The organism is Flavobacterium sp. 2 (genome assembly GCF_049949195.1).
Taxonomy (GTDB): Bacteria; Bacteroidota; Bacteroidia; order Flavobacteriales; family Flavobacteriaceae; genus Flavobacterium.
The window spans coordinates 3,367,255-3,392,271 of the sequence record NZ_CP188206.1; the positions used below are offsets into that span (position 1 = coordinate 3,367,255).

The 25,017-nt window shown below is 34.0% G+C and carries 24 protein-coding genes and 1 tRNA gene; 11 read left to right on the forward strand and 14 right to left on the reverse strand.

Features of this window, described 5'->3' with window-relative positions; all coding sequences use genetic code 11:
* Positions 1–171: 171 nt before the first annotated feature.
* A complete protein-coding gene (locus tag ACNFIH_RS14400; protein ID WP_426483677.1) occupies positions 172–2,073 on the reverse strand; it encodes an alpha/beta fold hydrolase in 1,902 nt (633 codons plus the stop codon).
* A gap of 227 nt (positions 2,074–2,300) precedes the next feature.
* On the opposite strand from ACNFIH_RS14400, the gene ACNFIH_RS14405 reads away from it, so the two are divergent.
* From ACNFIH_RS14405 to ACNFIH_RS14420, 4 genes are all read left to right on the forward strand, one after another.
* Positions 2,301–3,413, forward strand: a complete 1,113-nt coding sequence (locus ACNFIH_RS14405) for an NAD(P)/FAD-dependent oxidoreductase (RefSeq protein ID WP_426483678.1) — start codon at positions 2,301–2,303, stop codon at positions 3,411–3,413.
* Positions 3,413–4,186: a monofunctional biosynthetic peptidoglycan transglycosylase gene (mtgA, locus tag ACNFIH_RS14410; RefSeq protein WP_426483679.1), complete on the forward strand. Its 774-nt coding sequence runs from the start codon at positions 3,413–3,415 to the stop codon at positions 4,184–4,186. Before ACNFIH_RS14405 ends, mtgA begins: the two co-directional genes overlap by 1 nt.
* Positions 4,176–5,132 carry a lipid A deacylase LpxR family protein gene (locus ACNFIH_RS14415; RefSeq protein ID WP_426483680.1) on the forward strand — a complete coding sequence of 319 codons (957 nt, stop codon included), beginning with the start codon at positions 4,176–4,178 and terminating at the stop codon, positions 5,130–5,132. The genes mtgA and ACNFIH_RS14415 overlap by 11 nt, the downstream gene beginning before the upstream one ends.
* A 463-nt stretch (positions 5,133–5,595) precedes the next feature.
* Positions 5,596–5,772, forward strand: coding sequence for a hypothetical protein (locus tag ACNFIH_RS14420; RefSeq protein ID WP_426483681.1), 177 nt, complete (start codon positions 5,596–5,598; stop codon positions 5,770–5,772).
* Positions 5,773–5,834: 62 nt separating this feature from the next.
* Here ACNFIH_RS14420 and ACNFIH_RS14425 read toward each other — a convergent pair.
* Positions 5,835–5,908 (reverse strand) — tRNA-Ala (locus ACNFIH_RS14425).
* A gap of 105 nt (positions 5,909–6,013) precedes the next feature.
* Here ACNFIH_RS14425 and ACNFIH_RS14430 point away from each other — a divergent pair.
* The 4 genes from ACNFIH_RS14430 to ACNFIH_RS14445 all read left to right on the forward strand — a co-directional run bounded on the left by ACNFIH_RS14430 (position 6,014) and on the right by ACNFIH_RS14445 (position 8,350).
* Entirely contained in the window at positions 6,014–6,778 is a 765-nt protein-coding gene (locus ACNFIH_RS14430; protein WP_426483682.1) for an enoyl-CoA hydratase/isomerase family protein, read from the forward strand.
* 80 nt (positions 6,779–6,858) lie between these two features.
* The gene (locus ACNFIH_RS14435) at positions 6,859–7,035 is read left to right on the forward strand and encodes a hypothetical protein (RefSeq protein WP_193745239.1); all 177 of its coding nucleotides are present in this window, start codon (positions 6,859–6,861) and stop codon (positions 7,033–7,035) included.
* A gap of 33 nt (positions 7,036–7,068) precedes the next feature.
* Entirely contained in the window at positions 7,069–7,521 is a 453-nt protein-coding gene (locus ACNFIH_RS14440; RefSeq protein WP_035653234.1) for a 6-pyruvoyl trahydropterin synthase family protein, read from the forward strand.
* An 85-nt stretch (positions 7,522–7,606) separates the two neighbouring features.
* Positions 7,607–8,350 (forward strand): UDP-2,3-diacylglucosamine diphosphatase, encoded by a 744-nt coding sequence (locus ACNFIH_RS14445; RefSeq protein ID WP_426483683.1) that lies wholly within the window; start codon positions 7,607–7,609, stop codon positions 8,348–8,350.
* 57 nt (positions 8,351–8,407) lie between these two features.
* On the opposite strand, the gene ACNFIH_RS14450 is transcribed toward ACNFIH_RS14445, so the two are convergent.
* From ACNFIH_RS14450 to ACNFIH_RS14490, 9 genes are all read right to left on the reverse strand, one after another.
* Complete coding sequence (locus ACNFIH_RS14450; RefSeq protein WP_426483684.1) at positions 8,408–9,619, reverse strand: cytochrome c3 family protein; 1,212 nt, start codon at positions 9,617–9,619, stop codon at positions 8,408–8,410.
* Between the two features lie 83 nt (positions 9,620–9,702).
* Positions 9,703–10,059: a hypothetical protein gene (locus ACNFIH_RS14455; protein ID WP_035653242.1), complete on the reverse strand. Its 357-nt coding sequence runs from the start codon at positions 10,057–10,059 to the stop codon at positions 9,703–9,705.
* 149 nt (positions 10,060–10,208) lie between these two features.
* Positions 10,209–10,565, reverse strand: a complete 357-nt coding sequence (locus tag ACNFIH_RS14460) for a hypothetical protein (protein ID WP_426483685.1) — start codon at positions 10,563–10,565, stop codon at positions 10,209–10,211.
* Between the two features lie 163 nt (positions 10,566–10,728).
* Positions 10,729–11,643 carry an alpha/beta fold hydrolase gene (locus tag ACNFIH_RS14465; protein WP_426483686.1) on the reverse strand — a complete coding sequence of 305 codons (915 nt, stop codon included), beginning with the start codon at positions 11,641–11,643 and terminating at the stop codon, positions 10,729–10,731.
* A complete protein-coding gene (locus ACNFIH_RS14470) occupies positions 11,643–12,923 on the reverse strand; it encodes an MFS transporter (protein WP_426483687.1) in 1,281 nt (426 codons plus the stop codon). Before ACNFIH_RS14470 ends, ACNFIH_RS14465 begins: the two co-directional genes overlap by 1 nt.
* Complete coding sequence (recJ, locus tag ACNFIH_RS14475; RefSeq protein ID WP_426483688.1) at positions 12,913–14,613, reverse strand: single-stranded-DNA-specific exonuclease RecJ; 1,701 nt, start codon at positions 14,611–14,613, stop codon at positions 12,913–12,915. The genes ACNFIH_RS14470 and recJ overlap by 11 nt, the downstream gene beginning before the upstream one ends.
* Before the next feature lie 167 nt (positions 14,614–14,780).
* Positions 14,781–15,125, reverse strand: coding sequence for a HopJ type III effector protein (locus ACNFIH_RS14480; RefSeq protein ID WP_426483689.1), 345 nt, complete (start codon positions 15,123–15,125; stop codon positions 14,781–14,783).
* Between the two features lie 167 nt (positions 15,126–15,292).
* Positions 15,293–16,012, reverse strand: a complete 720-nt coding sequence (gene rsmI, locus ACNFIH_RS14485; protein WP_426483690.1) for a 16S rRNA (cytidine(1402)-2'-O)-methyltransferase — start codon at positions 16,010–16,012, stop codon at positions 15,293–15,295.
* 43 nt (positions 16,013–16,055) lie between these two features.
* Positions 16,056–17,090, reverse strand: coding sequence for a hypothetical protein (locus ACNFIH_RS14490; protein ID WP_426483691.1), 1,035 nt, complete (start codon positions 17,088–17,090; stop codon positions 16,056–16,058).
* A gap of 235 nt (positions 17,091–17,325) precedes the next feature.
* On the opposite strand from ACNFIH_RS14490, the gene ACNFIH_RS14495 reads away from it, so the two are divergent.
* Complete coding sequence (locus ACNFIH_RS14495) at positions 17,326–17,916, forward strand: thymidine kinase (protein WP_035653260.1); 591 nt, start codon at positions 17,326–17,328, stop codon at positions 17,914–17,916.
* A 28-nt stretch (positions 17,917–17,944) separates the two neighbouring features.
* Positions 17,945–18,382 (forward strand): hypothetical protein, encoded by a 438-nt coding sequence (locus ACNFIH_RS14500; protein ID WP_426483692.1) that lies wholly within the window; start codon positions 17,945–17,947, stop codon positions 18,380–18,382.
* Positions 18,383–18,635: 253 nt separating this feature from the next.
* On the opposite strand, the gene rpoN is transcribed toward ACNFIH_RS14500, so the two are convergent.
* From rpoN to ACNFIH_RS14515, 3 genes are all read right to left on the reverse strand, one after another.
* On the reverse strand, positions 18,636–20,096 hold the full coding sequence (rpoN, locus tag ACNFIH_RS14505; RefSeq protein ID WP_035653262.1) for an RNA polymerase factor sigma-54: 1,461 nt from the start codon (positions 20,094–20,096) through the stop codon (positions 18,636–18,638).
* A gap of 141 nt (positions 20,097–20,237) precedes the next feature.
* Positions 20,238–21,683, reverse strand: coding sequence for an asparagine--tRNA ligase (gene asnS / locus ACNFIH_RS14510; RefSeq protein ID WP_142451618.1), 1,446 nt, complete (start codon positions 21,681–21,683; stop codon positions 20,238–20,240).
* 362 nt (positions 21,684–22,045) lie between these two features.
* The gene (locus ACNFIH_RS14515; RefSeq protein WP_426483693.1) at positions 22,046–24,415 is read right to left on the reverse strand and encodes an efflux RND transporter permease subunit; all 2,370 of its coding nucleotides are present in this window, start codon (positions 24,413–24,415) and stop codon (positions 22,046–22,048) included.
* Between the two features lie 181 nt (positions 24,416–24,596).
* Here ACNFIH_RS14515 and ACNFIH_RS14520 point away from each other — a divergent pair, with 181 nt between their 5' ends.
* Entirely contained in the window at positions 24,597–24,926 is a 330-nt protein-coding gene (locus ACNFIH_RS14520; protein WP_035653268.1) for a DMT family transporter, read from the forward strand.
* The last annotated feature ends 91 nt before the right edge of the window (positions 24,927–25,017 follow it).

Sequence of the window (25,017 nt, forward strand, 5' to 3'; positions counted from 1 at the left end):
AAGTGGGGATGTGGTGGTTTTAAAATCGAATTCACTGCAATTTATTCAAAAAAATCTGTTTTAAAAAGAGAAATACGACTGAAAGTGTTATATAATTCAAAGGTTCAGAAAATAAAATAGCCACAGATTATATAAAATCTGTGGCTATTAAAATGTTTTTTATTTTTTAAATTATAGCGTTTCGTTCAGCCATTTAAAAAATTCGCCTTGCCAAACTTGTGCATTTTGCGGATGTAAAACCCAGTGGTTTTCATCTGGAAAATAAACAAAACGACTTTTTAATCCTCTTAATTGAGCGGCTTGAAAAGCTTCTTGCCCTTGCCCGATTGGCACACGGAAATCTTTTCCTCCTTGGAAAATCAAGATTGGTCTGTTCCAGTTTTGCACTAAAGTTGCCGGATTGAAAGTTGTATATGATTTTTGGGCTACAGCATTGTCTTTTTCCCAATATGCTCCGCCAAAATCCCAATTGTTAAAGAAAACTTCTTCAGTAGTTCCTAACATTGAAACAGTGTTGAAAACCCCATCATGAGCGATAAAAGTTTTGAAACGGTTGTTGTGAATTCCCGCTAAATAAAATACTGAATATCCTCCGTAACTTGCACCAACACATCCTAAACGGCTTTTGTCAACATAGTTTTCTTTAGCAACATCGTCAATTGCAGATAGGTAATCGTCCATAACTTGTCCGCCCCAATCTTTACTAATTTGTTCATTCCAAGCAACACCGTGTCCTGGCATTCCACGACGATTTGGTGCAACTACAACATAACCTTTAGCGGCCATTAAAGAAAAATTCCAACGGAAAGAATACGATTGAGTCAACGCACTTTGTGGTCCGCCTTGGCAAAATAATAAAGTTGGATATTTTTTTGTAGCATCAAAATTAGGAGGTAAAATTACCCAAACCAACATTTTTTTGCCGTCAGTTGTAGTAACATAACGTTTTTCTGTTTTGCTCAGCGTTAATGTTTTGTAAGTATCTGTGTTTACATTTGAAATTTGTTTCCAAGTGTTTTTCTTCAAATTATAAGAAAAAATTTCAGCAGCATGATTCATATCTGTTCTTGTAACAATAATATCATCACCTGCAAAACCAACTAAGTCAGCCACATCAAAATCTCCGTTTGTAATTTGACGAACGTTAATTGCCATTTTAGTCAAGCCAGGAAAATTAACTGTAAAAAGCTGTTTTGTTCCATCAACCGGAGCAACAAAAAATACATTTTTGCCGTCTTTGCTCCACATAAATTGATCTACAGTTCCGTCCCAATTTGCCGTTAAATTGGTTTTGATTCCTTTGAATTCAACAATAATGTCGTTTTTATCAGCTTCATAACCGTCACGTTTCATTTGCAACCAAGTCAAATTTCCTGTCGGAGAAAATTGCGGAGCAGTGTCGTAACCAAGATTGTCTTCGGTTCTGTTGATTGTTTTTTGAGTTTCTAAATTGTACTCATAAATGTTTGTATTTGTCGAAACAGCATAAGCAGTTCCTGCTTTTTTCTTGCATACATACAAAATGCTTTTTCCATCAGGTGACCAGATATAATCTTCGTCGCCACCAAAAGGTTTTTGAGGAGAATCAAAAGTTTCGCCTTTTAAAATATCGATTCCGGCAGCGCCATCTTTATTCTCTTTATAAAAAACATGGTTGAATTTACCTTCGTTCCAAGTGTCCCAGTGACGATAATCCAAACCATCATAAATTTGAGCATCAGATTTGTCAAGATTTGGATAAAAATCTTTTCCTAAAACCTTATCAATTTTTACTTCTTCATTGTAAACTAAAAATTTTCCGTCAGGCGAAACGTTTTTGTCTTTTAAAACATCTTTTGTGTCTTTGATCTCAGTAGCATTACCACCATTAACTGGAATAATGTACAATTTTGAAGTTGATTTGTTTTCTGCTACAGAAGGTGTAGAAACTTTAAAAACAACATTTTTTTCATCTTTTGAAAGTCCAAGTGCAGTAACTCGTCCTAATTTCCATAACAATTCCGGAGACATCACATTCTGTCCGATAGCATTTAAACTCATCATTATTAAGGTTGTGAATAAAACTTTTTTCATAATAAAACTTGTAATTTTTGTGTGCTAAAAATACAACATTTAAATTCCATTTTGTGAAAATGAGAATTCCAAATTTCTGTTAAAATTCTACTATGTTTTTCCGCCACGAATTCACGAATTTTTATTTTCAGAGTTAATCAAAAATAATTTATGTATTACTTCGTCTATTCATTATCGTTCGAGTTGTGGCGAATAAAAAATCATTATTTTTATAAAAAAGTCTGAATATGGAATTGAGTTATTGGGAACTGAAAAACTGGTTTACAAATATTGATTATACAATAGTAGGCAGCGGAATTGTTGGTTTGCATGCCGCATTACGCTTGCGCGAAAGATTTCCTGCTGCTAAAATTTTAGTTTTAGAAAGAGGAATGCTGCCCCAAGGCGCGAGCACAAAAAATGCCGGTTTTGCCTGTTTTGGAAGTCTTTCGGAAATTTTGGATGATTTAAGAACACATTCCGAGGATGATGTTGTGGCGCTTATCGAAAAACGCTGGAAAGGTTTGCAAATGCTCCGAAAAAGACTGGGCGATTCAGCAATTGATTTTAAACCTCATGGCGGATATGAACTATTTTTGAAAGAAGATGAACTCGGATTTAGCGAATGTATTTCGAAAATTCCGTTTATAAATGAAGTTTTAAAACCACTTTTCAAAGCCGATGTTTTTTCTAAAGAAGTAGATCGTTTTGGTTTTGAAAATATTCAGGAATATTTAATTTTTAATCCGTTTGAAGCGCAAATCGATACCGGAAATATGATGCAGGAATTGTTGAGACAAGCCGTTGCAGCAGATATTTTAATTTTGAATCAGCAAACCGTGACGGGTTATTCTGATTTAGGAAATCAGGTTAAAGTTGTGTTGAATGATTTTAGTTTTAAAACCCAAAAACTGTTTTTTGCGACAAATGGTTTTGCCGGATCGTTGACAAATGGCGCTGTAAAACCTGCCAGAGCGCAAGTTTTAATTACAGAACCTATTCACAATTTAGATATAAAAGGAACGTTTCATTTAGATAAAGGATATTATTATTTCAGAAATATCGGCGATCGGATTTTACTTGGCGGAGGCCGAAATCTTGATTTTGAAGGAGAAACCACAACTGAATTTGGTAACACGAAAATTATTCAAAATAAATTGGAAGATTTGCTGAAAAATGTAATTTTACCAAATCAGGATTTCCAGATTGCGCATCGTTGGAGTGGGATTATGGGAATTGGGAACAGTAAGAATCCTGTTGTGTCAGCACTTTCTGAAAATGTATTCTGCGGAGTACGTTTAGGCGGAATGGGCGTAGCAATAGGAAGTTTAATAGGAACAGAATTAGCAGATTTAATATAATGGCAGCAACCAAAAAACCAGCACCAAAAAAGCCGGCAACAAGTAAACCAAAACCAGCAGCAAAAAAGAAAACAAATCGAACCTTTGGCGAAAAAGTCAAATGGTTTTTTATCAAAGCAATGTTGTGGTTTTTTGGATTGTCAATAGGTTCTGTTATCTTTTTTAAATATGTTCCGGTGCCTTTCACGCCTTTAATGATTATTCGCGCCATCGAAAATAAAATGGCGGGTAAGGAAGTTTATTTCGATCATGACTGGGAACCAATTGAAAAAATTTCGAATAATCTTCAAAAAGCGGTAATCGCCAGCGAAGACGGAACTTTTTTATCACACAACGGTTTCGATTTTAAAGCACTTCAAAAAGCATATAAAAGCAACGAACGCGGCCGCCGAATTAGAGGTGGAAGTACGATTTCGCAACAAACCGCCAAAAACGTTTTTTTATGGCAAGGAAAAAGTTATCTGAGAAAAGGTTTAGAAGCTTATTTTACTGTTTTGATTGAGATCATCTGGGGCAAAGAAAGAATCATGGAAGTTTATTTGAACAGTATCGAAATGGGTGACGGAGTTTATGGCGCTTATGCCGCAACTGAACATTGGTACCGCCGTGATGCATCGAGCCTGACGCCAATGCAGGCTGCAGGAATTGCCGCAATTCTTCCAAATCCAAGAAAATTTAAAGCAACGGGTTCTTCAAGTTATATTAATAGACGAAAAGAAAGAATTGTTCGTGAAATGCGCTACGTTGGAAAAATAAATTACGATGGTAAATAAAAACGTTTTTCTGGCGGTTTTTCTGCTCGCAACAACTTTGGTTTTCGGACAGGGAAATACAAAAGAATTCGGTTTTATCTCCGATAATGATTTATATACATCATCTAAAAATGATATGTATTATACCAATGGTTTAGAACTTTTTTTTCGTTATTTATCCAAAAACGAAAATGAAAAAATCAATAAAAAAATAACCGAATTTCGTTTAGGGCAATACATTTATAATCCAAGATATATCAATCAAACGGCTGTAGATATTAATGATCGTCCTTTTACTGGTTATCTTTTCGCAGAAGTTGGACGCAGTTTTTTCTACCAAAGCGAATCAGTTCTAAAAATAGATTTTCAATTGGGTTATATGGGGCCAAATGCTTTTGGGCGCGAAACTCAGGAAAGTTTTCATCATCTTATTGGCTATAAAAGAGTGTATGGTTGGGAAAATCAGTTGCATAATGCTCTTGCTGTTCAGGCGCATGCTATGTATTCGAAGAAATTATTTCCGAGTAAACACAATGATTTTATAGATCTTCATTTTCAATCAGAAGCTAATTTAGGAACTATTTTTACTGGCGTTTCAACAGGATTTCTCACCCGAATTGGTTTTAAAAAACTACAGCCAATTTACGATTCCAATTTGCATGATGCTTCTGTAAGCTCAGAACCGCAATATGAAATCCGCGAATTTTATTTTTATGCCATGCCAATTGTGAATTATCAGTTTTATGATGCCACAATTCAAGGAAGCATGTTTAGCGACACGAGTCCAGTTACTTTCAATTTAGAACCGCTTCGTTTCAATGCGGAGTTTGGTTTGAAATACCGCCATAATAAATTCAATATTTCGTATTCTTTTCTGTATCGAGGCCGAGAATTGAAAGATCCAGGAATTGATACTAACTCTGGGTATTTTTATGGGTCGATCAGGTTGGGGTTTTTATTAAAGTAAATTTTTTAATAAAAAAAGCCATAACTTTTGTCATGGCTTTTTTGGTATTTATCTATAATATGAATTTTTTATCTTAATAATTTCGGGGTACTAATTCAGAAATATTTAAAAATGATACTTAATTCAAAAACAGATACTTATTTTTTTCTTAAAGATTTGAACGTGCTTTGGTCTTCTTTAGAATAATTTTCTACTTAAATTTTTTGCAAAAGTACAAACAACATGTTGATTAATTCTCAATTTTAGGTTAAATTTTTGTTTTTTATTTAAAATGACATTCTAAAACAGTGTCAAAATTGCTTAATAGTTAATTTTAAAGCAAAAAAAGCCTTCGAATTAATGCATTCAAATTGTTTTTTGTAAATAATAAAAGGGTTCCTACAAATTTTTTAATAACAGGCTTAACTTTTTGATAATATACAGAAATAAAAAAAAGCTTTATATTTAGTATAAAATTCGCGTCATGGATATCAATTGGAATATAATAGGAATTGTGGCAATCTTGGTTGTGGTTTTGGTTGTGTTGACAATCAGAAAAAATCAGAGAGAAAAAAAGAAATTGGAAAATTTGCTGAATAACGATTTCAAAAAAGCTGAAAAAGATAGAGTTGATGCTGATGATTCGGCAAATGAAAAATAATTAGAATTTCTGAAAAAAAATAAACCCTTGTAAAACAGAATTTACAAGGGTTTTTTATTTTGTGGAGAATACCGGATTCGAACCGGTCACCCCTTGCCTGCCAGGCAAGTACTCTAGCCAAATGAGCTAATCCCCCAAAGCGTTAACAAATAAAGTTAAATAATTTTCAAAAAACAAATTTCGGTGAGTTTCTGGAGTATTATTTTTCAAAAGCGTAACTTTACTTTTAAATCTGTTTTTTATGAGTTTAGAAAATGCAAACGGAAGCTTAGAAACTTCTTTTCAAAATACTATCGCAACGGTTCAGTTTGGTCATCCTGCGAGTAATTCTTTTCCGCGTCAATTATTGGATCGCCTTACGGCAGAGATTAATTCCTTAAGCCGAAATGAAAATGTTTCGGTTATTATTTTAAAAAGCAAAGGAGCAAAAGTATTTTGTTCCGGAGCTTCGTTTGATGAACTTTTACAGGTTGAAAATGAAGAACAGGGAACTGAATTTTTTTCTGGTTTTGCTCATTTGATCAATGCAATGCGCAATTGCAATAAATTAATCATTGGGCGTGTTCAGGGAAAAGCAGTTGGTGGCGGTGTTGGAATTATCGCGGCTTGTGATTATACTTTCGCAACATTGCTAAGTGATGTAAAATTATCTGAACTCGCAATAGGAATTGGACCGTTTGTGATTGAACCCGCTGTTTCCCGAAAAATTGGTAAAACGGCTATGTCTGAAATGACTTTAGCTCCTGAAAAATGGAAAACGGCTGAATGGGCTTTTAATAAAGGGTTATATTCAGTTTTATGTGATGCGGCCAATCTTGACTCGGAAGTAGATCATTTTGCGGAAAAACTGAGTTCTTATAATCCTGAAGCTTTATACGAAATGAAAAAAATCATTTGGGAAGGCACTGAACAATGGGAATCGCTTTTGTTTGAACGTGCGGCAATTACAGGTAAATTGGTTTTGTCTGATTTTAGTCGAAATGCTTTGACTCAGTTTAAAAAATAATTTTTTGCCACAGATTAAAAGGATTTTAGAATAATCTAACTAATCCTTTTAATCTGTGGCTAAATAAAAATAATTGTAAAATGAAACTTATTTTATTATTTCAAAAAGTTGACGTTGCAGAGAAAATTAAAAATGCACCAGACAGCGGTTATCAGATTGGTGTTGTCATTGGATCTTTTATTCCGTTCCTTATTTTAGGCGGAATTGCTTTGTGGATGTATAACCGTGCTAAAAAAAGAGACGAAAACGGTTATTAATTTGTAAATTTGCAAGCTTAAAATTAAACATCGATGAGTAATATCAGAATTACAAAACAATTTAGTTTCGAAACCGGACATGCTTTGTACGGTTATGACGGAAAATGCAAGAACGTTCACGGACACAGTTATAAATTGTCGGTAACAGTTATTGGTTCGCCAATTACAGATCGATCGAATGTGAAATTCGGAATGGTAATTGATTTTTCTGACCTAAAGAAAATTGTAAAAGAAGAAATCGTCGATCAGTTTGATCATGCAACGGTTTTCAATCAAACTACGCCGCATATTGAATTGGCAAACGAATTGAAAAATCGTGGTCACCATGTTATTTTAGTTGATTATCAGCCAACAAGTGAAAATATGGTGGTTGATTTTGCTGAAAGAATTGTGGCTCGCCTTCCAAAAGGAATTTCTCTTTTTTCACTTAAACTCCAGGAAACAGAATCTTCATTTGCAGAATGGTACGCAAGTGATAATTTGTAAAAAAATCAAAAGTCAAAAGTCGAAAATCAAAAGTTTTTATCTTAGTTGTCTAAAATCTAAGAAGTCTAAAATTCTAATAATCTAAATGAAAAAAATATATTTTGCCTCAGATCAGCATTTTGGTGCGCCAACTCCTGAGTTGAGTTTGCCACGCGAAAAAAAATTCGTGGCGTGGCTTGACGAGGTTAAAGAAGATGCAGAAGCTATTTTTTTGCTTGGTGATTTATTTGATTTTTGGTTCGAATATAAAACGGTTGTGCCGAAAGGTTTTGTGCGTATTTTGGGCAAATTAGCTGAAATTCGCGACAGCGGAATTCCGATTTATTTTTTCGTCGGAAATCATGATTTATGGATGAATGATTATTTTGAAACCGAATTGAATATTCCGGTTTATCACGATAACAAAGAATTTATTTTTAACGGAAAAACCTTTTTAATTGGCCACGGCGACGGAAAAGGTCCTGGCGACAAAGGTTATAAACGAATGAAGAAGGTTTTTACAAATCCGTTTTCAAAATGGCTTTTTCGTTGGCTTCATCCAGATGTTGGCGTTAGTTTAGCGCAATATCTTTCGGTTAAAAATAAATTAATTTCTGGCGATGAAGATGTGAAATTTTTAGGTGAAGAAAACGAATGGTTGGTTTTATACGCCAAACGTAAACTCGAAACAAAGCATTACAATTACTTCATTTTTGGGCATCGCCATTTGCCAATGATAATTCCAGTTGGCGAAGATTCAAATTATGTAAATCTAGGCGATTGGATTGGTTATTTTACTTACGGAGTTTTTGACGGTGAGAATTTTGAACTTAAAAAATTCGAAAAATAAGTTAGTCAAAAGTCGAAAGCCTAAAGTCAAAAGTTATCGAGTTAAATGCTATGTTGCTTATTTTGCAGCCATTGGATAAATACCGATTTTATGCGTTCGCAGAATATATTCAGAAAGTTGTTTACTGCTTGAAAGCTGAAATTTAATTGCTCCTGATGCTTTTTTCGGCATATGACATTCCACACAATTAGAAGCCATTAGTTTTTCTGGCATTATTTTTTGTGTCTTTTCATTGTGTTTCAAACCTTGGTGACAGCTCATACAAATTTTGGAATAAGAAGCCATGTTTTTTGAAGCATTTTCATGAGGATTATGACATGTAATGCAATCCATTTTTTCACTATTGATAAAACACTTGCTTTGCGCCATTAAGCGAAATTGGTTTCCATGAACATCAAATTGTGCAGTGTCTGTAATGCTTCTGGTTGCTCTGTAAAACTCAGATAAATTATCTCCGGGTTTAAAATCAAAACGAGATTTTAATTTCATTCCATCATTTCCAGCATGACAAAGTGCGCAGGCATCTAGTCTTTGTTGTTTATTTAAATTTTTAAAACTTGTAATGCTGTTTGCAATTTTTACATTCGGGTTTTTCAAATGAAATTCGACATGTTTTTTAGCCGGACCATGACAACGTTCGCAATCAATTCCATAAACAATCGTTTCCTTTTTGATGATATCTTCAACATCCATAGACATCATGTTTTTTTCTGCAGAATTTTGATTCACATCTCGGCTGCTGGCATTTGAGGCGTGGCAAGAATAGCAGTCTTTCACTACCATTCGGTCAAAATAAGGTTTATCTGCTGGGAAACCTGGACTTGTTGCCCAATTATTTATAGAATTATAATAGGAAATAGGTAACTCGTAAGTATTGTTTTCACGCCAATAAACTGAAGTCTGCGCATGTTTTGTTCCAAATATAATTTCAAATTTATGCGCCTGAACTTCTTTTCCGTTTTTATATAAAATCTGAAAAAGACTGTCGCCATGTTTTTCCATGACTAGTTTTGTGTCTTTGTCATAAATAAAAGTATGATTGCCTTTGTCAAAATCACCAAGTACGTTTTCTAAAGTTGCCGGAGCAGTCGCTTTGAAATGAGAGCTCTTCAAAGCCATATCATATTGCGTTTGATGACACTGAATACAGCTTTCAGAACCTGCATAATCAGTACCGCGCGGGTCGATGTAATCGTCAGAAGAATTTTTGCAGCTTGTAAAAACTACCGTAAAAAGTATAAAAGCAAAAAGAATGCGTGTTTTTTCCATTGCCGTAAATATACTTTTTTTTGAAGTAAATCAAAATATATTTCAATAATGAAAAAATGCTGTTAAAATATTTAGAATAATTCTTAATTCATGCCTACTCCATAAACATATTCGTCGAGTTCGATTTTAAATAGAGAACCTTCAACTAAATCTTTTATCGATTTCAATTCGGTCATTGAAACTGCTAAATCAATAGAATTGCAAGGCGTTTTTAATAAAAATTTATGGCAGGAATATTTCATTTCGCAAGCTTCACAACAAGCATTTTCGATTATGCTATCTTCAATTAAATCACAAAACTGATTGAGCTCTGATATTGTAAAATAAAAACCAGTTTCTTTAAAAACCAATTGTACTTTGTCGATTATAGTTTGACTGTTTTGTTTCCAGTAAAAAGCTATGCCAAAATTATTGTGGTAGATTTGTTCTATTTCTCTCATCGTAAAACCTTTTATTTCAACAAATATAAATATTATTTATATTAATTCTAAATAAAAAATTCATAAAAGTTTGAAAAAATCTTTTCTAGTTGGTGCATTATAACAACAGTAAAAGTTAAGATTTGTCTCTTTAGAAAGGTAGGAATGTTTTAGTTCATGCCAGAACCATAAATATATTCATTAAGATTAAGTCGAAATAATGAACCCTCAACCAAATCTTTAATGGAATTTAATTCAATTGGTGATATTTCTAAATCTATTGCAACATAGGGTGTTTTCAATAAAAATTTATCGAAGGCACGTTTTACACCTCGCGTATCATAATCATTACGGTCTGTTACGCAGTCATCAATTAAATTGTGAAATTCATTTAACTCCTGAACTGAAAAATAAAATCCCATTTGTTTAAAAAGCAACTGAATTTTATCTGATACAATTTCGTTGCCTTCTTTCCAGTAAAATGAAATTCCAAAATCGTTGCGGTATATCTGTTCGATGTCCTTCATGGCAATTTTTTTTTGCGCTGCAAAGGTACATACTCTTTATATTAACACTTGACTAAGAAAAGCATAAAAAAATGCTAAAAAACTTATTAATGATTGATTTTTAGTTGTTTAGATGGATTCACTTTTTAAATGAATTAATATCTTTTAATGCAGTCTAATGAAATTATTTCAACCAATATTTTAGGTAGGAGAGAAATTCTTTTTGTTGGTCAACAAATAAATAATGCGAACAATTATCAAGGAAAGCAAAGTGTTTTTCTCCCGTTATTGCTTTAAGCGAATTGATTTGTTCCAATGAAAAAATGCCATCTTGTTTTCCATAAATGGCAAAAATAGAAACTCCAGAAGCTTTAATTTTTTTTAAAATCGGACGCGTATCAATATTGTTTTGCTTTTCGTTTTGGTAAAAAAGAAGTGGTGCATTTTTATTTCTAATATTGGTTTTATAAAATTCACCGGCTTCATAATTGGCATATAATTTTTTTGAAGCTTTTGTTGGTTTTGGCATTTTAAAATAACCTTCATCACTTGCCAAATCAAAGCAATGTTTTCTATATCCTGCAGAATGTTTATCAAGTTTTTCTACGTAGGCTATTTTATTAAGTGTTTTGGAATCGTAATCATGAATCTTTTTTATAGAATTTAAGATATGATCATAGGCTTCCTGTTGAGAAAATAGCGCTCCGGCCAAGACCAAGGCACTCACATTTTGCGGATATTTATTGGTATAAAGTGTTGCGACTAACCCGCCAAAGCTATGGCCAAGTATAACCGCTTTCTTCAAATGATATTTTTTGTAAATTGAATTTAAATCCTGAAAAGCTTCTTCATAGGTGAATTTTGCATTAGGATCAGATGATCTTCCTTCGCCTCGACGATCATAAGCAATTACATAAAAACCTTGATTAGCCAGATTTTGAGCTGTTGTTCCTTCAAATAAAGTTGCGTTGCCACTTGGTCCTCCGTGAATAAAAATTAGAGGTTTATTATTCTCGTTTCCGTACGTTTTGATATAAAGGTTTTGACCATTTAGGAAAATGGATGTAATCAAAGCGACAATCAGGAGTAATTGTTTCATTATTCCTGATTATGATGCTCTTCCATATCTCTTTTTAGATCTAAATTTCTAAAAGTAGGAGATATAAAACCGAAGCCTAAAACAGTCAAAAGTGTAATACTTCCTCCAAAAACAACCGAAGTAACAGTTCCCATTAATTTAGCGGTTGCACCACTTTCAAAAGCACCTAATTCATTTGAAGAACCAACAAAAATTGAATTTACGGCACCAACGCGTCCGCGCATATGATCGGGAGTTTTAAGCTGTAAAATGGTTTGGCGAATTACTACAGAAATTCCGTCAGCTAATCCGCTTAAAAATAAAGCAAAAACAGAAAGCCAGAAATAAGTCGAAACACCAAATAAAATAATCGATAAACCAAAAACAAAAATGGCGATTAAAAGTTTTTTTCCTGCATTTTTATACAAAGGCACATAAGCAGAAACGAGCATGGTAATAAAAGATCCAACAGCAGGTGCGGCTCTTAATATTCCAAATCCTTCAGCACCAACTTTTAAAATGTCCTGAGCAAAAATTGGCAATAACGCTACTGCGCCTCCAAAAAGTACTGCAATCATGTCAAGCGATAAAGCGCCTAAAACAACTTGGTTTTTAAAAACAAAAGTTAAACCTTCCGTAAGACTGTCTTTTATTGATTCTCCAATCTTCGGATTTACGATTGGTTTTTTACTGATTTGTGACAAGGCAATTAAGGCGAGAATTGAGAATCCGAAAACAAGACACATTGACCAGTGAACTCCAATCCAGTTAATTGAAAACCCAGCCAACGCGGGGCCCATTACTGCTCCAATTTGCCAAACTGAACTGCTCCATGTAGAAGCATTTGGATATACTTTTTTAGGTATAATCAGCGATTGAAGGGAGAAAGTAGTTGGACCTAAAAACGCTCTAACCAATCCGCCCAGAAATACTAAAGCATAAATGGAATATAAAATAACAGTTTGAGATAAACCACCAACAATTTTTGGCCATGTCAATAAAAATAATCCAAAACTAATTACAGAAAATCCCAGAATACATTTTACCAATAATCCTTTCTTTTCACTTTGATCGACAATATGCCCGGCAAATAATGCCATTCCAACAGCTGGAATTACTTCCATCAAACCAATAATTCCTAGTGAAAGCGGATTTTTAGTTAAACTGTAGACTTCCCATTCGATCACAATAAACTGCATTGCCCAGGCAAAAACCATGCAGAAGCGCAGTAATAAATACACATTGAATTCTCTATAACGAAGCGCCTGATATGGATCTGGCTTGTTTGATTTATCTTCCATTTGTTCTAATGTCTTTCAGCATAAGCTGTGTTGAAATTGTGCCGTTCCATTCATTTTCAGCAATTGTATAGGCTAGTTGAAACGGATTTTGATTTTTTGTAATATCTATTTTTTTTCCAAGTCCAAAGCCAATTGCGGCAATTCCGTCGGAGTTGATTTGTTTTGCGAAAAGCCTTAAATGTTCGTCTTCTGAACCTAAAGTTTTAGCATAACCGGTATCTTTTACATCAGAAGTCATAAAAACCGGCGTCATATTTTGTGGGCCAAAAGGTTCAAATTGTTTTAAAATCCGAATTAATTTTGGCGTTATATCAGAGAAATCAATTTCTGCATCAATCTCAATTTCTGGAGTCAGCATTTCTGGTAAAATTGTTTCTGAAACTTGTTTTTCAAAAGCATTTTTAAAAGTCTGATAATTTTCTGCTTTTAACGTCATTCCGGCCGCATACATATGTCCTCCAAATTGCTCCAAATGTTCTGCGCAGGCATCCAATGCATTATAAACATCAAATCCTTTTACAGATCGGGCAGAAGCAGCATATTTGTCGCCACTTTTAGTAAAAACTAAAGTTGGACGATAATAGGTTTCGATTAATCTTGAAGCTACAATTCCAATTACGCCTTTATGCCAGTCTTCCTGAAAAACAACAGTTGAAAATCGCTCTTCTTCGTTGTTTTCTACAATCTGCTGGAAAGCTTCTTTGGTGATTTTTTTGTCTAAATCTTTTCGGTCGGCATTATATTGTTCAATTTCCGAAGCAAATTGTTGCGCTTGTTCCAAATCAAATTCGGTTAAAAGCTCAACAGCATGATTTCCGTGCTTGATTCTTCCGGCCGCATTTATTCGTGGCGAAATAATAAAAACAACATCAGTAATGTCTAAAACTTTCTTTTTTACCTGATGAACCAGAGCTTTAATTCCTGGTCTTGGTTCGCTGTTAATGACTTTTAAACCGAAATAAGCTAAAACACGATTTTCTCCCGTTATCGGAACAATATCGGCAGCAATTGCCGTCGCAACCAAATCCAGATAAGGAACAAGATCTTCTACTGTTTCATTTCGATTTTGACCTAAAGCCTGAATCAATTTAAAACCAACTCCACAACCGCATAATTCATCATAAGGGTAGGAGCAGTCTTCTCTTTTTGGATCTAAAACGGCCACTGCATCTGGAAGAGTTTCTCCTGGCCTGTGGTGATCACAAATAATAAAATCGATGTTTTTTGCGTTCGCGTAGGCGATATGATCGATTGATTTGATTCCGCAATCGAGGGCAATAATTAAGGAAATTCCGTTATCATCTGCGTAATCAATTCCTTTATATGAGATTCCGTAACCTTCATCATAACGATCAGGAATGTAAGTTGCAATATTTGGATAATGTGATTTTAAATACGAAGAAACCAAAGAAACTGCGGTTGTTCCATCGACATCATAATCGCCAAAAACCAGAATGTTTTCCTGGTTTTCAATTGCCGATTCGATTCGGGAAACCGCTTTGTCCATATCTTTCATTAAATACGGATCATGAAGATGTTCTAATGAAGGACGAAAGAAATTTTTAGCATCTTCAAAAGTTTCAATACCACGCTGAATCAAAAGTGTTGCTACAAAATCTTCTACATTTAAAGCTTGTGCCAAATGTTTGATTTTATCTTCAGAAGGTTTTGGTTTTAATGTCCAACGCATTTTTTAATTGTAGATTTTAGATCTTAGATTTTAGATTGAAGAAATCGAAAATCGTTTAATCTGGATAGGTAATTTTTTTTGCCACTCCCGATAGCTATCGGGATATATGATTTAAAAGATTTTTTAATCTGTGTTAATCAGTGAAATCTGTGGCAGAATATTTTGTATTATTTCGCTTCTAAAGCATTTCCTTCAAATTGAATTCCGTCCCAGCCTAAGTTGATGAAATTTCTAATATTTTGATGATTTGTTCCATTTGGATCTCCTAAAACTTCTTCAAAATAAAAAGCGCCAAAACATGCTAAAGTTTCTTCTTTGCTTAAGTTTTGCAATTTCGCGAAAGAAAATAATTTACAAGAACCCGAATTTTCTCCGGCAGCGTTATGTTGTGTTCCATTTTGAAAAGCAGTTGGAGTAAAAATGTAATTTTCTTCGATTACTGCAATAGTTTCAGGAAATGCGATTTGTGTTGGAGTTTGTTTTACTTTTTCTAAAAAGGCTTGAATGCTCATGTTATTGTGTATTAGTTTTTAGCCACAGATTAAAAGGATTAGAATGATTTTTTTGCTACGAATTTCACAAATTGACACGAATCAAATTAGTGGAAATTTGTGTGATTCGTGGCTACCTTAATTTTTAATCTGTGAGAATCATTTTAATCTGTGGCTGAAATAATTATTTATTCTTCATCGTCCTTAGAAAACTTGCTTTTCTTAGGTTCTTTTGTTATTGTTTTTCCAGCGACAACAACGACGATTTCGCCGCGTGGTGCTGTTTTTTCAAAATGCGCTAAAACTTCTTTAGCAGTTCCGCGTACATTCTCTTCGTGTAATTTTGATAATTCTCTTGAAACACAAACTTGTCGGTCTTCGCCAAAATATTGTACAAATTCAGCTAAAGTCTTAACGAGTTTATGCGGAGAAACGTATAAAATCATCGTTCTGGTTTCTTCGGCTAAAGCCAAAAAACGAGTCTGACGTCCTTTTTTATCAGGAAGAAAACCTTCAAAAACGAATTTGTCATTTGGAAGCCCGCTGTTTACTAATGCGGGAACAAAAGCCGTTGCGCCAGGAAGACATTCGACTTCAATTTTATTTTCGACACAAGCGCGAGTTAAAAGAAATCCCGGATCTGAAATCGCCGGAGTTCCAGCGTCAGAAATCAAAGCGATAGTTTCGCCAGCTTTCAAACGTGAAATTAAATTTTCAGTGGTTTTGTGTTCGTTGTGCATGTGATGGCTGTGCATGTGCGTACCAATTTCAAAATGCTTCAACAATTTGCCACTTGTTCGTGTATCTTCGGCCAAAATCAAATCGACTTCTTTCAAAACCCGAATGGCTCTGAAAGTCATGTCTTCAAGATTGCCAATTGGCGTTGGAACGATATATAATTTTGACATATTTTTTTATTCGTGAAATGTAAAATGTGAGATGTGAAAAGTGTTATGAGAATTTCTTCTCGATAATTCCTAGAAAACGTTCTGCGTAATCGTCTTTTCCTTCCCAGTTATTATAATCTGGTTTTACCATGTTTTCAATAAATTCCTGTGCTTCGCTATAAGTGTCAAAAGTCAGCAATTGATTTAAAACGCGGCTGTAATCTTCGGTACTGTTTCCAAAAAGATTTTTAGTGAACGCAATTCGGTCATTTAAATCAATATGAAAACCTTTTGCTAGTTTTTCATTTAAAGTTGTTGCTTTTGGTTCTGCTTTAGTTTCTAAAACGGCAGTTTCAACAACTTTCTTTTCTGCAAAATCAAATGTAGGAGTCGGTGTTGGTGAGACGGCTTCAAAACTGTCTACTTTTACAAACTGGGCATCAGCATAATTGATTCCGAAATCTTCGAACGCAATCGGGGCTGAAGTTGTTTTTGATGAACTTTCTACTTTTGGTTCTTCTATTTCTGATGGTTTCTCTAATTCAAAAGCGGGTTTAAAATCCGGAATTGGGTTTAAATCATTGACTGTTTTAAATGAAAGATCATTTGCTTCGATTGTTTTTTTAGCTTCAGAAACAGCTGCTTGGATTTTCTCAATAATTGGATCTTTAGCATTTTCTACAGTTTCAGTTTCTTTGACTGCTTCAGCTTCTTCTACTTTTTCAACAATAGGTTCTTCAATAGCTTCCTGAGTATCTTCTTCAATTGGCTCTGGAGTTGTTTCTTCTGGAATTTCGGCAATTATTTCTTCAACAATTGCTGGTTCAGGAGTTTCTTCAATTGCAATTGGAGTTTCAATTATAGCTTCTGCTGGTGCTTTTTCTTCTTTTTCGAAAATAGTTTCGATTTCAGAACTGATTTCGCTGTGGCTGATTGTAGGTTTTACTTCGTCGAAATTTTCATTGACAAATTTTAAAATAGCTAATTTCTCATATAATTTCTGCGTTTCAAGGTACAATTGATTGATATCGGATTTGTTTTTAAGTTTTAAAATTCGATGTGCAATGCTGATTAAATCGGCTTCCAATTTTTTTTTCATAACTGTTGAAATTATAGTGAATAAGGTATTTTAGTGTATTTGATGTCTGAATGTCTTTAATCTTGAAGAAATTCAAAAGATAATTTTTTATTTCTGTTAATAAGCAATTCCAAATCTCCGATTTGATAAAAATTTTCTACTTTTGAAAAAATGTAAAACAGCACATTTTTACGTCGATTTATTACCAGTACAAAGTAATAAAAACTATTCATTTTTAAAGGCAGAAAAATACAAAATGTTTCTCGAAAATACAGTAAATCACAAAGAACAATTTGGTTGGATTGAAGTTATTTGTGGATCAATGTTTTCGGGTAAAACCGAGGAATTAATCCGCAGATTAAAACGCGCGCAATTTGCCAAACAAAGAGTCGAAATTTTCAAACCCGCTATCGATACCCGTTATCATGACGAAATGGTAGTGTCTCACGATGCTAATGAAATTCGTTCTACACCGGTTCCGGCGGCAGCTAATATTTTGATTTTAGCACAAGGCTGCGACGTTATCGGAATTGACGAAGCGCAGTTTTTTGATGATGAAATTGTTACAGTTTGCAATGATTTAGCCAATCAGGGAATTCGTGTAATTGTTGCCGGTCTTGATATGGATTTTAAAGGAAATCCTTTCGGACCAATGCCGGCGCTTATGGCAACAGCCGAATATGTTACGAAAGTTCACGCTGTTTGTACCAGAACTGGAAATCTTGCTAATTATAGTTTCAGAAAAACAGATAATGATAAATTAGTAATGCTCGGAGAAACGGAAGAATATGAACCGCTTAGCCGTGCTGCGTATTTTAATGCCATGAAGAAAATTCAGGAAAAATAGGTTTCAAATTTTATTTAAAATTTAAATTATGCAGGATAAACAAAACCGTAAAAAACAAAATATTTTATTATTAGCTGTTATTGGAATTGCGGTTGTTTTGGCTGTTTTTTTTCAGTTTTATCTTTCTGAAAGTAAAGATGAGGTGGATTCAGAAATTGTTGAATTAGTTGCGAAATACAATAAAAATTGCCCATTAAATATTCAGGAAGGAATTCGGTTGGATAGTGTGAGCTTGCACGAAAAGCAAGTTGTTCAATACAATTTGACCTTGATAAATGTTGAGAAAACAACTGCTGAGACTGATGTGATAAAAACAGAAATTGAAAAAAGTTTCTTAAGCACAGCCAAAGCAAATCCCGGACTTCAGGTTTTTAGAGATAATGATTATACTTTGATTTATAGTTACAGTGATAAAAAGAAAGTGTTTTTGTTTACGGTGAAAATATTGCCGGATCAATATAAATAAGCTTAAAAAACATAAAAATAAAACCCGACAAATTTTAAATTTGTCGGGTTTGTTGTTTTACATCCTTTGTTTAAACTGGACTGAAGTCCAGCTCTACAAAATAATATGTTCCTTCGGAACGAAGAAAGAGTCTTTGGCTCGATTGATATTGTAGGGCTGGACTTCAGTCCAGTTTAATGATGAGAATAAGAAAGAAATAAAAAACCCGACAAGTTTTGGCCTGTCGGGTTTTTTATCTTGTAGAAGTTAAGTTTTATATCTTCTTTCTCATTCTCGCAACCGGAATATCAAGTTGTTCGCGGTATTTTGCAATGGTTCTTCTGGCAATTGGATATCCTTTTTCTTTTAAGATTTCGGCCAATTGATCATCTGGTAAAGGCTTCTTTTTGTCTTCTTCTTCGATCGTATTTTTAAGAATTTTTTTGATTTCCAAAGTTGAAACGTCTTCTCCCTGATCATTTTTCATCGCTTCAGAGAAAAATTCTTTAATCAGTTTTGTTCCGTATGGTGTTTCAACATATTTACTGTTGGCAACACGCGAAATTGTCGAAATATCCAAACCAACCATATCGGCAATGTCTTTTAAGATCATTGGTTTTAGTTTGGTTTCGTCACCGTCTAAGAAATATTCTTCCTGATAATGCATAATGGCATTCATCGTTACAAAAAGTGTTTCCTGACGTTGTCTAATCGCGTCGATAAACCATTTAGCCGAATCCAGTTTTTGTTTAATAAACTGAACCGCATCTTTTTGTGCCGATGATTTATCACGAGAATCTTTATACGTCTGCATCATTTCCTGATAATCTTTCGAAACGTGCAGGGAAGGAGCATTTCTTCCGTTTAAAGTCAGTTCTAATTCGCCGTCAATAATTCTGATAGCAAAATCCGGAACTATATTTTCTGTAACTTTATTATTACCTGTAAAAGAACCGCCTGGTTTTGGGTTCAGTCTTTCAATTTCGTGAATTGCTTTTTTAAGCTGTTCGTTAGAAACGCTGTATTTCTGCAATAATTTATCGTAATGTTTCTTCGTAAAAGCATCAAACTGATTTTCGATAATGTCAATCGCTAAATCTACATATTCTGTTGGCGTTTTGTGCTTTAATTGCAATAATAAACATTCCTGTAAATCACGCGCGCCAACTCCCGAAGGTTCGAGTTCGTGAATCACGGTCATCATTTTTTCGACCATTGCTTCATCAGTATAAATTCCCTGAGTAAAAGCCATATCGTCAACAATATCCGAAATGCTTCTTCGGATATAACCCATATCATCAATACTTCCAACTAAGAATTCGGCAATTTCGCGTTCTTCATCGTTTAAAATAAAAGTATTCAGCTGATTGATCAAATCCTGATGAAAACTTATCGGAGCAGCAAATGGAGTTTCGCGCTCTTCATCATCACTATAGTTGTTTACCTGAGTTTTGTAATCAGGCGTATCGTCGTCGCTTAAGTATTCGTCAATATTAATGTCATCTGCTTCGATTCTGTCTGATTCTGCATCATCATAATCGTCGTAGTCTTCATTAGCGTATTCGTCCGCTTCGTATTCTTCTTCTTTTCCAGCTTCCAAAGCCGGATTTTCGTTCATTTCTTCTAATAAACGTTGTTCAAAAGCTTGCGTAGGCAATTGAATTAACTTCATCAGCTGAATTTGCTGTGGAGATAATTTTTGGGATAATTTTAAATTTAAAAATTGCTTAAGCATATTTTGAGTTAAGAATTATAAGTTATGAGTTATGAGTTTTATACCCATGAACTAGTAACTTATAACATTTATATATTTCTCTTAAATGATTATGAGTCAAGATTAACTCTTAACTCATAACTCATAATTTATAACTTTTTATTAAAATTCCGCGCTACCTGGAGTTCTTGGGAAAGGAATTACGTCTCTAATGTTTGTCATTCCTGTTACAAACAATACCAAACGCTCAAATCCTAAACCGAAACCTGCGTGCGTTGCAGAACCAAATCTTCTGGTGTCTAAATACCAGTATAATTCTTCTTCGTCGATTTCTAATGCTTTCATTTTCTCAACCAAAACGTCGTAACGCTCTTCTCTTTCAGAACCACCAACGATTTCTCCAATTCCAGGGAAAAGAATATCCATTGCGCGAACCGTTTCTCTTCCTGGCTCTGTGTTGTCATTCAAACGCATATAAAACGCTTTAATATTTGCTGGGTAATCGAATAAAATTACCGGACATTTAAAGTGTTTTTCAACTAAGTAACGCTCGTGTTCTGATTGTAAATCAGCTCCCCATTCGTTGATGATATATTGGAATTTCTTCTTTTTATTTGGCGTTGAATCTCTTAAAATATCAATTGCTTCTGTATAAGAAACACGTTTGAAATTATTTTCTAAAACGAAGTTCAATTTCTCTAACAAACTCATTTCGCTTCTTTCAGCTTGTGGTTTTGATTTTTCTTCTTCTAAAAGTCTTCCTTCTAAGAATTTCAAATCATCCTGACAATTATCTAAAGCATATTTAATTACATACTGAATAAAATCTTCAGCCAAATCCATGTTGTCATCCAAATCATTGAAAGCAACTTCTGGCTCAATCATCCAGAATTCTGCCAAGTGGCGAGAAGTGTTTGAGTTTTCCGCTCTAAAAGTTGGTCCAAAAGTGTAAATCTGACCCAAAGCCATCGCGAAAGTTTCACCTTCTAATTGTCCAGAAACCGTTAAGTTCGTATGTTTTCCAAAGAAATCTTTTTTGAAATCAATGTTTCCTTCTTCATTTTTTGGAAGATTATCCAAAGGCAAAGAAGTAACTTGGAACATTTCTCCAGCACCTTCAGCATCTGCTCCAGTGATAATTGGTGTGTTTACGTAAACAAAACCTTTTTCCTGAAAATATTTATGAACCGCAAATGACAATACCGAACGCACACGCATAATCGCACCAAAAGCATTTGTACGTACACGCAAGTGAGCATTTTCACGTAAAAATTCCAAAGAGTGTTTTTTAGGCTGCATTGGGAATTTCTCCGCATCAGAATCTCCAAGGATTTCAAGTTTGTTCACCTGAATTTCATATTTCTGACCTGCACCTTTACTTTCAACCAAAGTTCCAATTACAGAAACCGCAGCTCCAGTAGTGATTCTTTTTAAAGTTTCTTCCGGAGTATTTTCAAAATCAACAACACATTGTATATTATTAATTGTAGAACCGTCATTAAGCGCGATGAACTGATTATTTCTAAAAGTTCTCACCCATCCTTTTGCATTCACTTCCTGTAGCGTCGTCGTACTGTTTAATAAGTCTTTAACCTTTGTGTGTTTCATTTTATATAATATTGATATTAAATTATTTGTTTTTCAACAACTGCAAATATAATCGATAATAATTAATTTTTGAAGCTGTTTCCTGCTCTCCGCTATATCTTTCTATTTTTAAAGAAAAAATAGAAAGGATGCCGCTTCGATCAGGGCTAGGGCACTCGTTTTCAAGATAACCAAATTGTTTTTCTTTTTTGTCATTCCGAGGAACGAGGAATCTCCGCACGTAGCTCTATAAAGATTGGCGATCCTTGGAGCGGAGTTTCTTGCGGAGATTCCTCGTTCCTCGGAATGACAAACTATGTGTCAACCTTTGTCAAAGTTCAAAACGTTGAAGTTTTTTATTTTAATTTGTGGTAGAAAAAAAACTATTCCTCCAAATTCTCCAATAATTCCTCTTTCTTAGTTTTCTTTTTCTCAAAAGTCAAAACCAACGAAGGCAGTACAACCAAATTCGCAAACATCGCAAAAGCCAAAGTACAAGAAATTAATCCTCCAAGTGCAATTGTTCCGCTGAAGCTTGACAATGTAAAAGTCGCAAAACCTAAAATCAAAACTACAGAAGTATAAAAAGTACTAATTCCAGTTTCTCTTAATGCGCTGAAAACTGATTTCTTAACTTTTCCGCCGCTTTGAAGCAAATCGTGTCTGTATTTCGCCATAAACTGAATCGCATTATCAACCGAAATTCCGAAGGCGATACTGAATACCAAAATCGTAGACGGTTTTAACGGAATTCCGAAATAACCCATTAATCCAGACGTAATACAAAGCGGTAAAATATTCGTAATCACCGAAGCCATTACCATTTTAAACGAACGGAATAAGTATAAAATCAGAATTGCAATTGTCAAAATTGCGAAAATCAACGATTCGATTAAGTTGTCAACTAAGTACGAAGTTCCTTTTTGAAAAACCAATGCTTTTCCGGTAACGGTAACTTCAAAACGGTCTTTCGGAAAAATTTCATCAATTTTTGAATGTAATTTTTTCTCCACTTTTGCCATTTCATCCGTTCCAATATCTTTCATGAAAGTGGTGATTCGGGCATATTGTCCAGTTGAATCAACATACGCTTTCATTAGATTTTCTTTGCTGTTTTTCGTCGCATTTTTGGCATAACTCAAAATAAAAGCCTGCTCCTGCGAAGTTGGTAATTGGTAATATTCTGGATTTCCATTGTAGAAAGCCTGTTTCGAATATTTTACCAAATTCACAACAGAAACTGGTTTTGCCAATTCTGGAATTTCAGCAATTGTATTTTGTAATTCGTCCATTTTACGAATCGTCGAGGCTTTCATAACACCTTTTTTCTTTTTGGTGTCAATCATGATTTCCAATGGCATAACGCCGTTGAATTCTTTTTCGTAAAATAAAATATCTTTAAAGAAAGAAGCGCTTTTTGGCATTTCACCAATCAAACTTCCTGAAACTTTCATTTGAGCAACTCCAATTACACTGAAAACCAAAAGTAGTCCGTAAACTATATAAACATATTTACGTTTTGTTTTTACCAGATTTTCAACAACATTTAGTAAAGTCGAAATGTACGTTTTAGTCAAATGGTACAAATGCTTTTCTTTTGGAAGTGGCATAAAACTGTAAATAATTGGCACAATAAAAAGTGTCAACAAATAAACCGAAATTACGTTTATCGATGTTACCATACCAAACTCAAAAAGCAAGTCGTTTCCAGTAATCATAAACGTTGCGAAACCAATTGCTGTCGTTAAATTCGTCATTAAAGTAGCTACTCCAATTTTAGAAATAACACGTTGCAACGCTTTCGCCTGATTGTTATGCAATTTGATTTCCTGCTGATATTTATTAATCAGGAAAATACAATTCGTAATTCCGATTACGATAATCAACGGCGGAATAATAGCGGTTAAAATTGTGATTTTATATCCAAATAATCCCAGTGTTCCAAATGACCAGATTACGCCGACAATTAAAATACAAATTGAAATAAATGTCGCTCTAAACGAACGGAAAAAGAAAAAGAAAATCAAAGAAACCGTCAATAAAGCAGCGCCAATGAAAAGTCCGATTTCGCCTTTCATATCATCAGCATTGATTGTTCTGATGTATGGCATTCCAGAAACTTTCAAATCAATTCCTGTGGTTTTTTCGAATTTAGCGATTTTCGGAACTAAATTTTCAAGTATAAAAGTCTTTCTTTCAGGAGTATTCACTAACGCTTTATTGATATAAATCGCCGAACGAACACTTCCGCTTTCTTTGTTGAATAATAATCCTTCGTAAAAAGGCAAATTGTTGAATAAATCGTGTTGAACACTTTTTAAATATGCAGGATCTAAGGCTTTGCTTTGATCAATAAAAGGCGTTAAAACGAATTTTTCGTTAATGGTGTCTTTTTCCAGTTTTTTCAAATCGTTCAAAGAAACAACTAAATCAACTTCTTTTGATTTTTTTAAACCTGTCATTAATTCATTCCACGCGGCATAATTTTTTGGCGTGAAAAATTTAGGATCTTTAAAACCAATAACAACAAGATTTCCCTCTTCACCAAACTTGTCTAAGAATTTTTGATATTCTTTATTTGCAATATGATCTTTCGGAAGCAAGTTTGCTTCAGTATAAGTCATAGAAAGGTTTTTCCATTGATAACCAAGGAAAATAGTCAATGCAGAAAGGATAATCAGAATTGTTATTCTGTTTTTAAGTATGATTCGGGCTAGTTTTTCCCAAAATCCAACTTGAATAGCGTTTTTCATAAAATCTTTAAAAATGGTTGCAAATGTAGTGAAAATGCCTCAAAATCATAAACAATCGATTGTATTTTACGCAATGTTAACATAATTTTGCAATTATTTAAATTGTGATAATTTTCCTATTTTTAGCTATTTAGTCGTTAGCTTTTCTCATATTTGCAGTTAATTTAAAATTGAAAAGAAAATGAATTGGATTTTATTGATTATTGCAGGACTTTTTGAAGTAGGATTTGCATCTTGTCTTGGAAAAGCAAAAGAAACAACCGGAATTGTATCAACTTATTGGATGATTGGTTTTTTTGTATGTCTTTCAATCAGTATGATTTTATTATATAAAGCAACTCAGGTTTTGCCAATTGGAACGGCTTATGCGGTTTGGACAGGAATTGGCGCGGTTGGAACTGTTTTAGTCGGGATTTTTATTTTTAAAGAACCGGCAGCTTTCTGGAGAATATTTTTCCTTACAACTTTGATCGCTTCAATTATTGGGTTGAAGTTTGTTTCTAGTCATTAAAAAATAAGTCATTGATTTCACAGATTATAAGAAGCTTTTAATATCAAAAACTATTACTTTTAATCTGTGAATTCAATAGCTATCGAAGTGG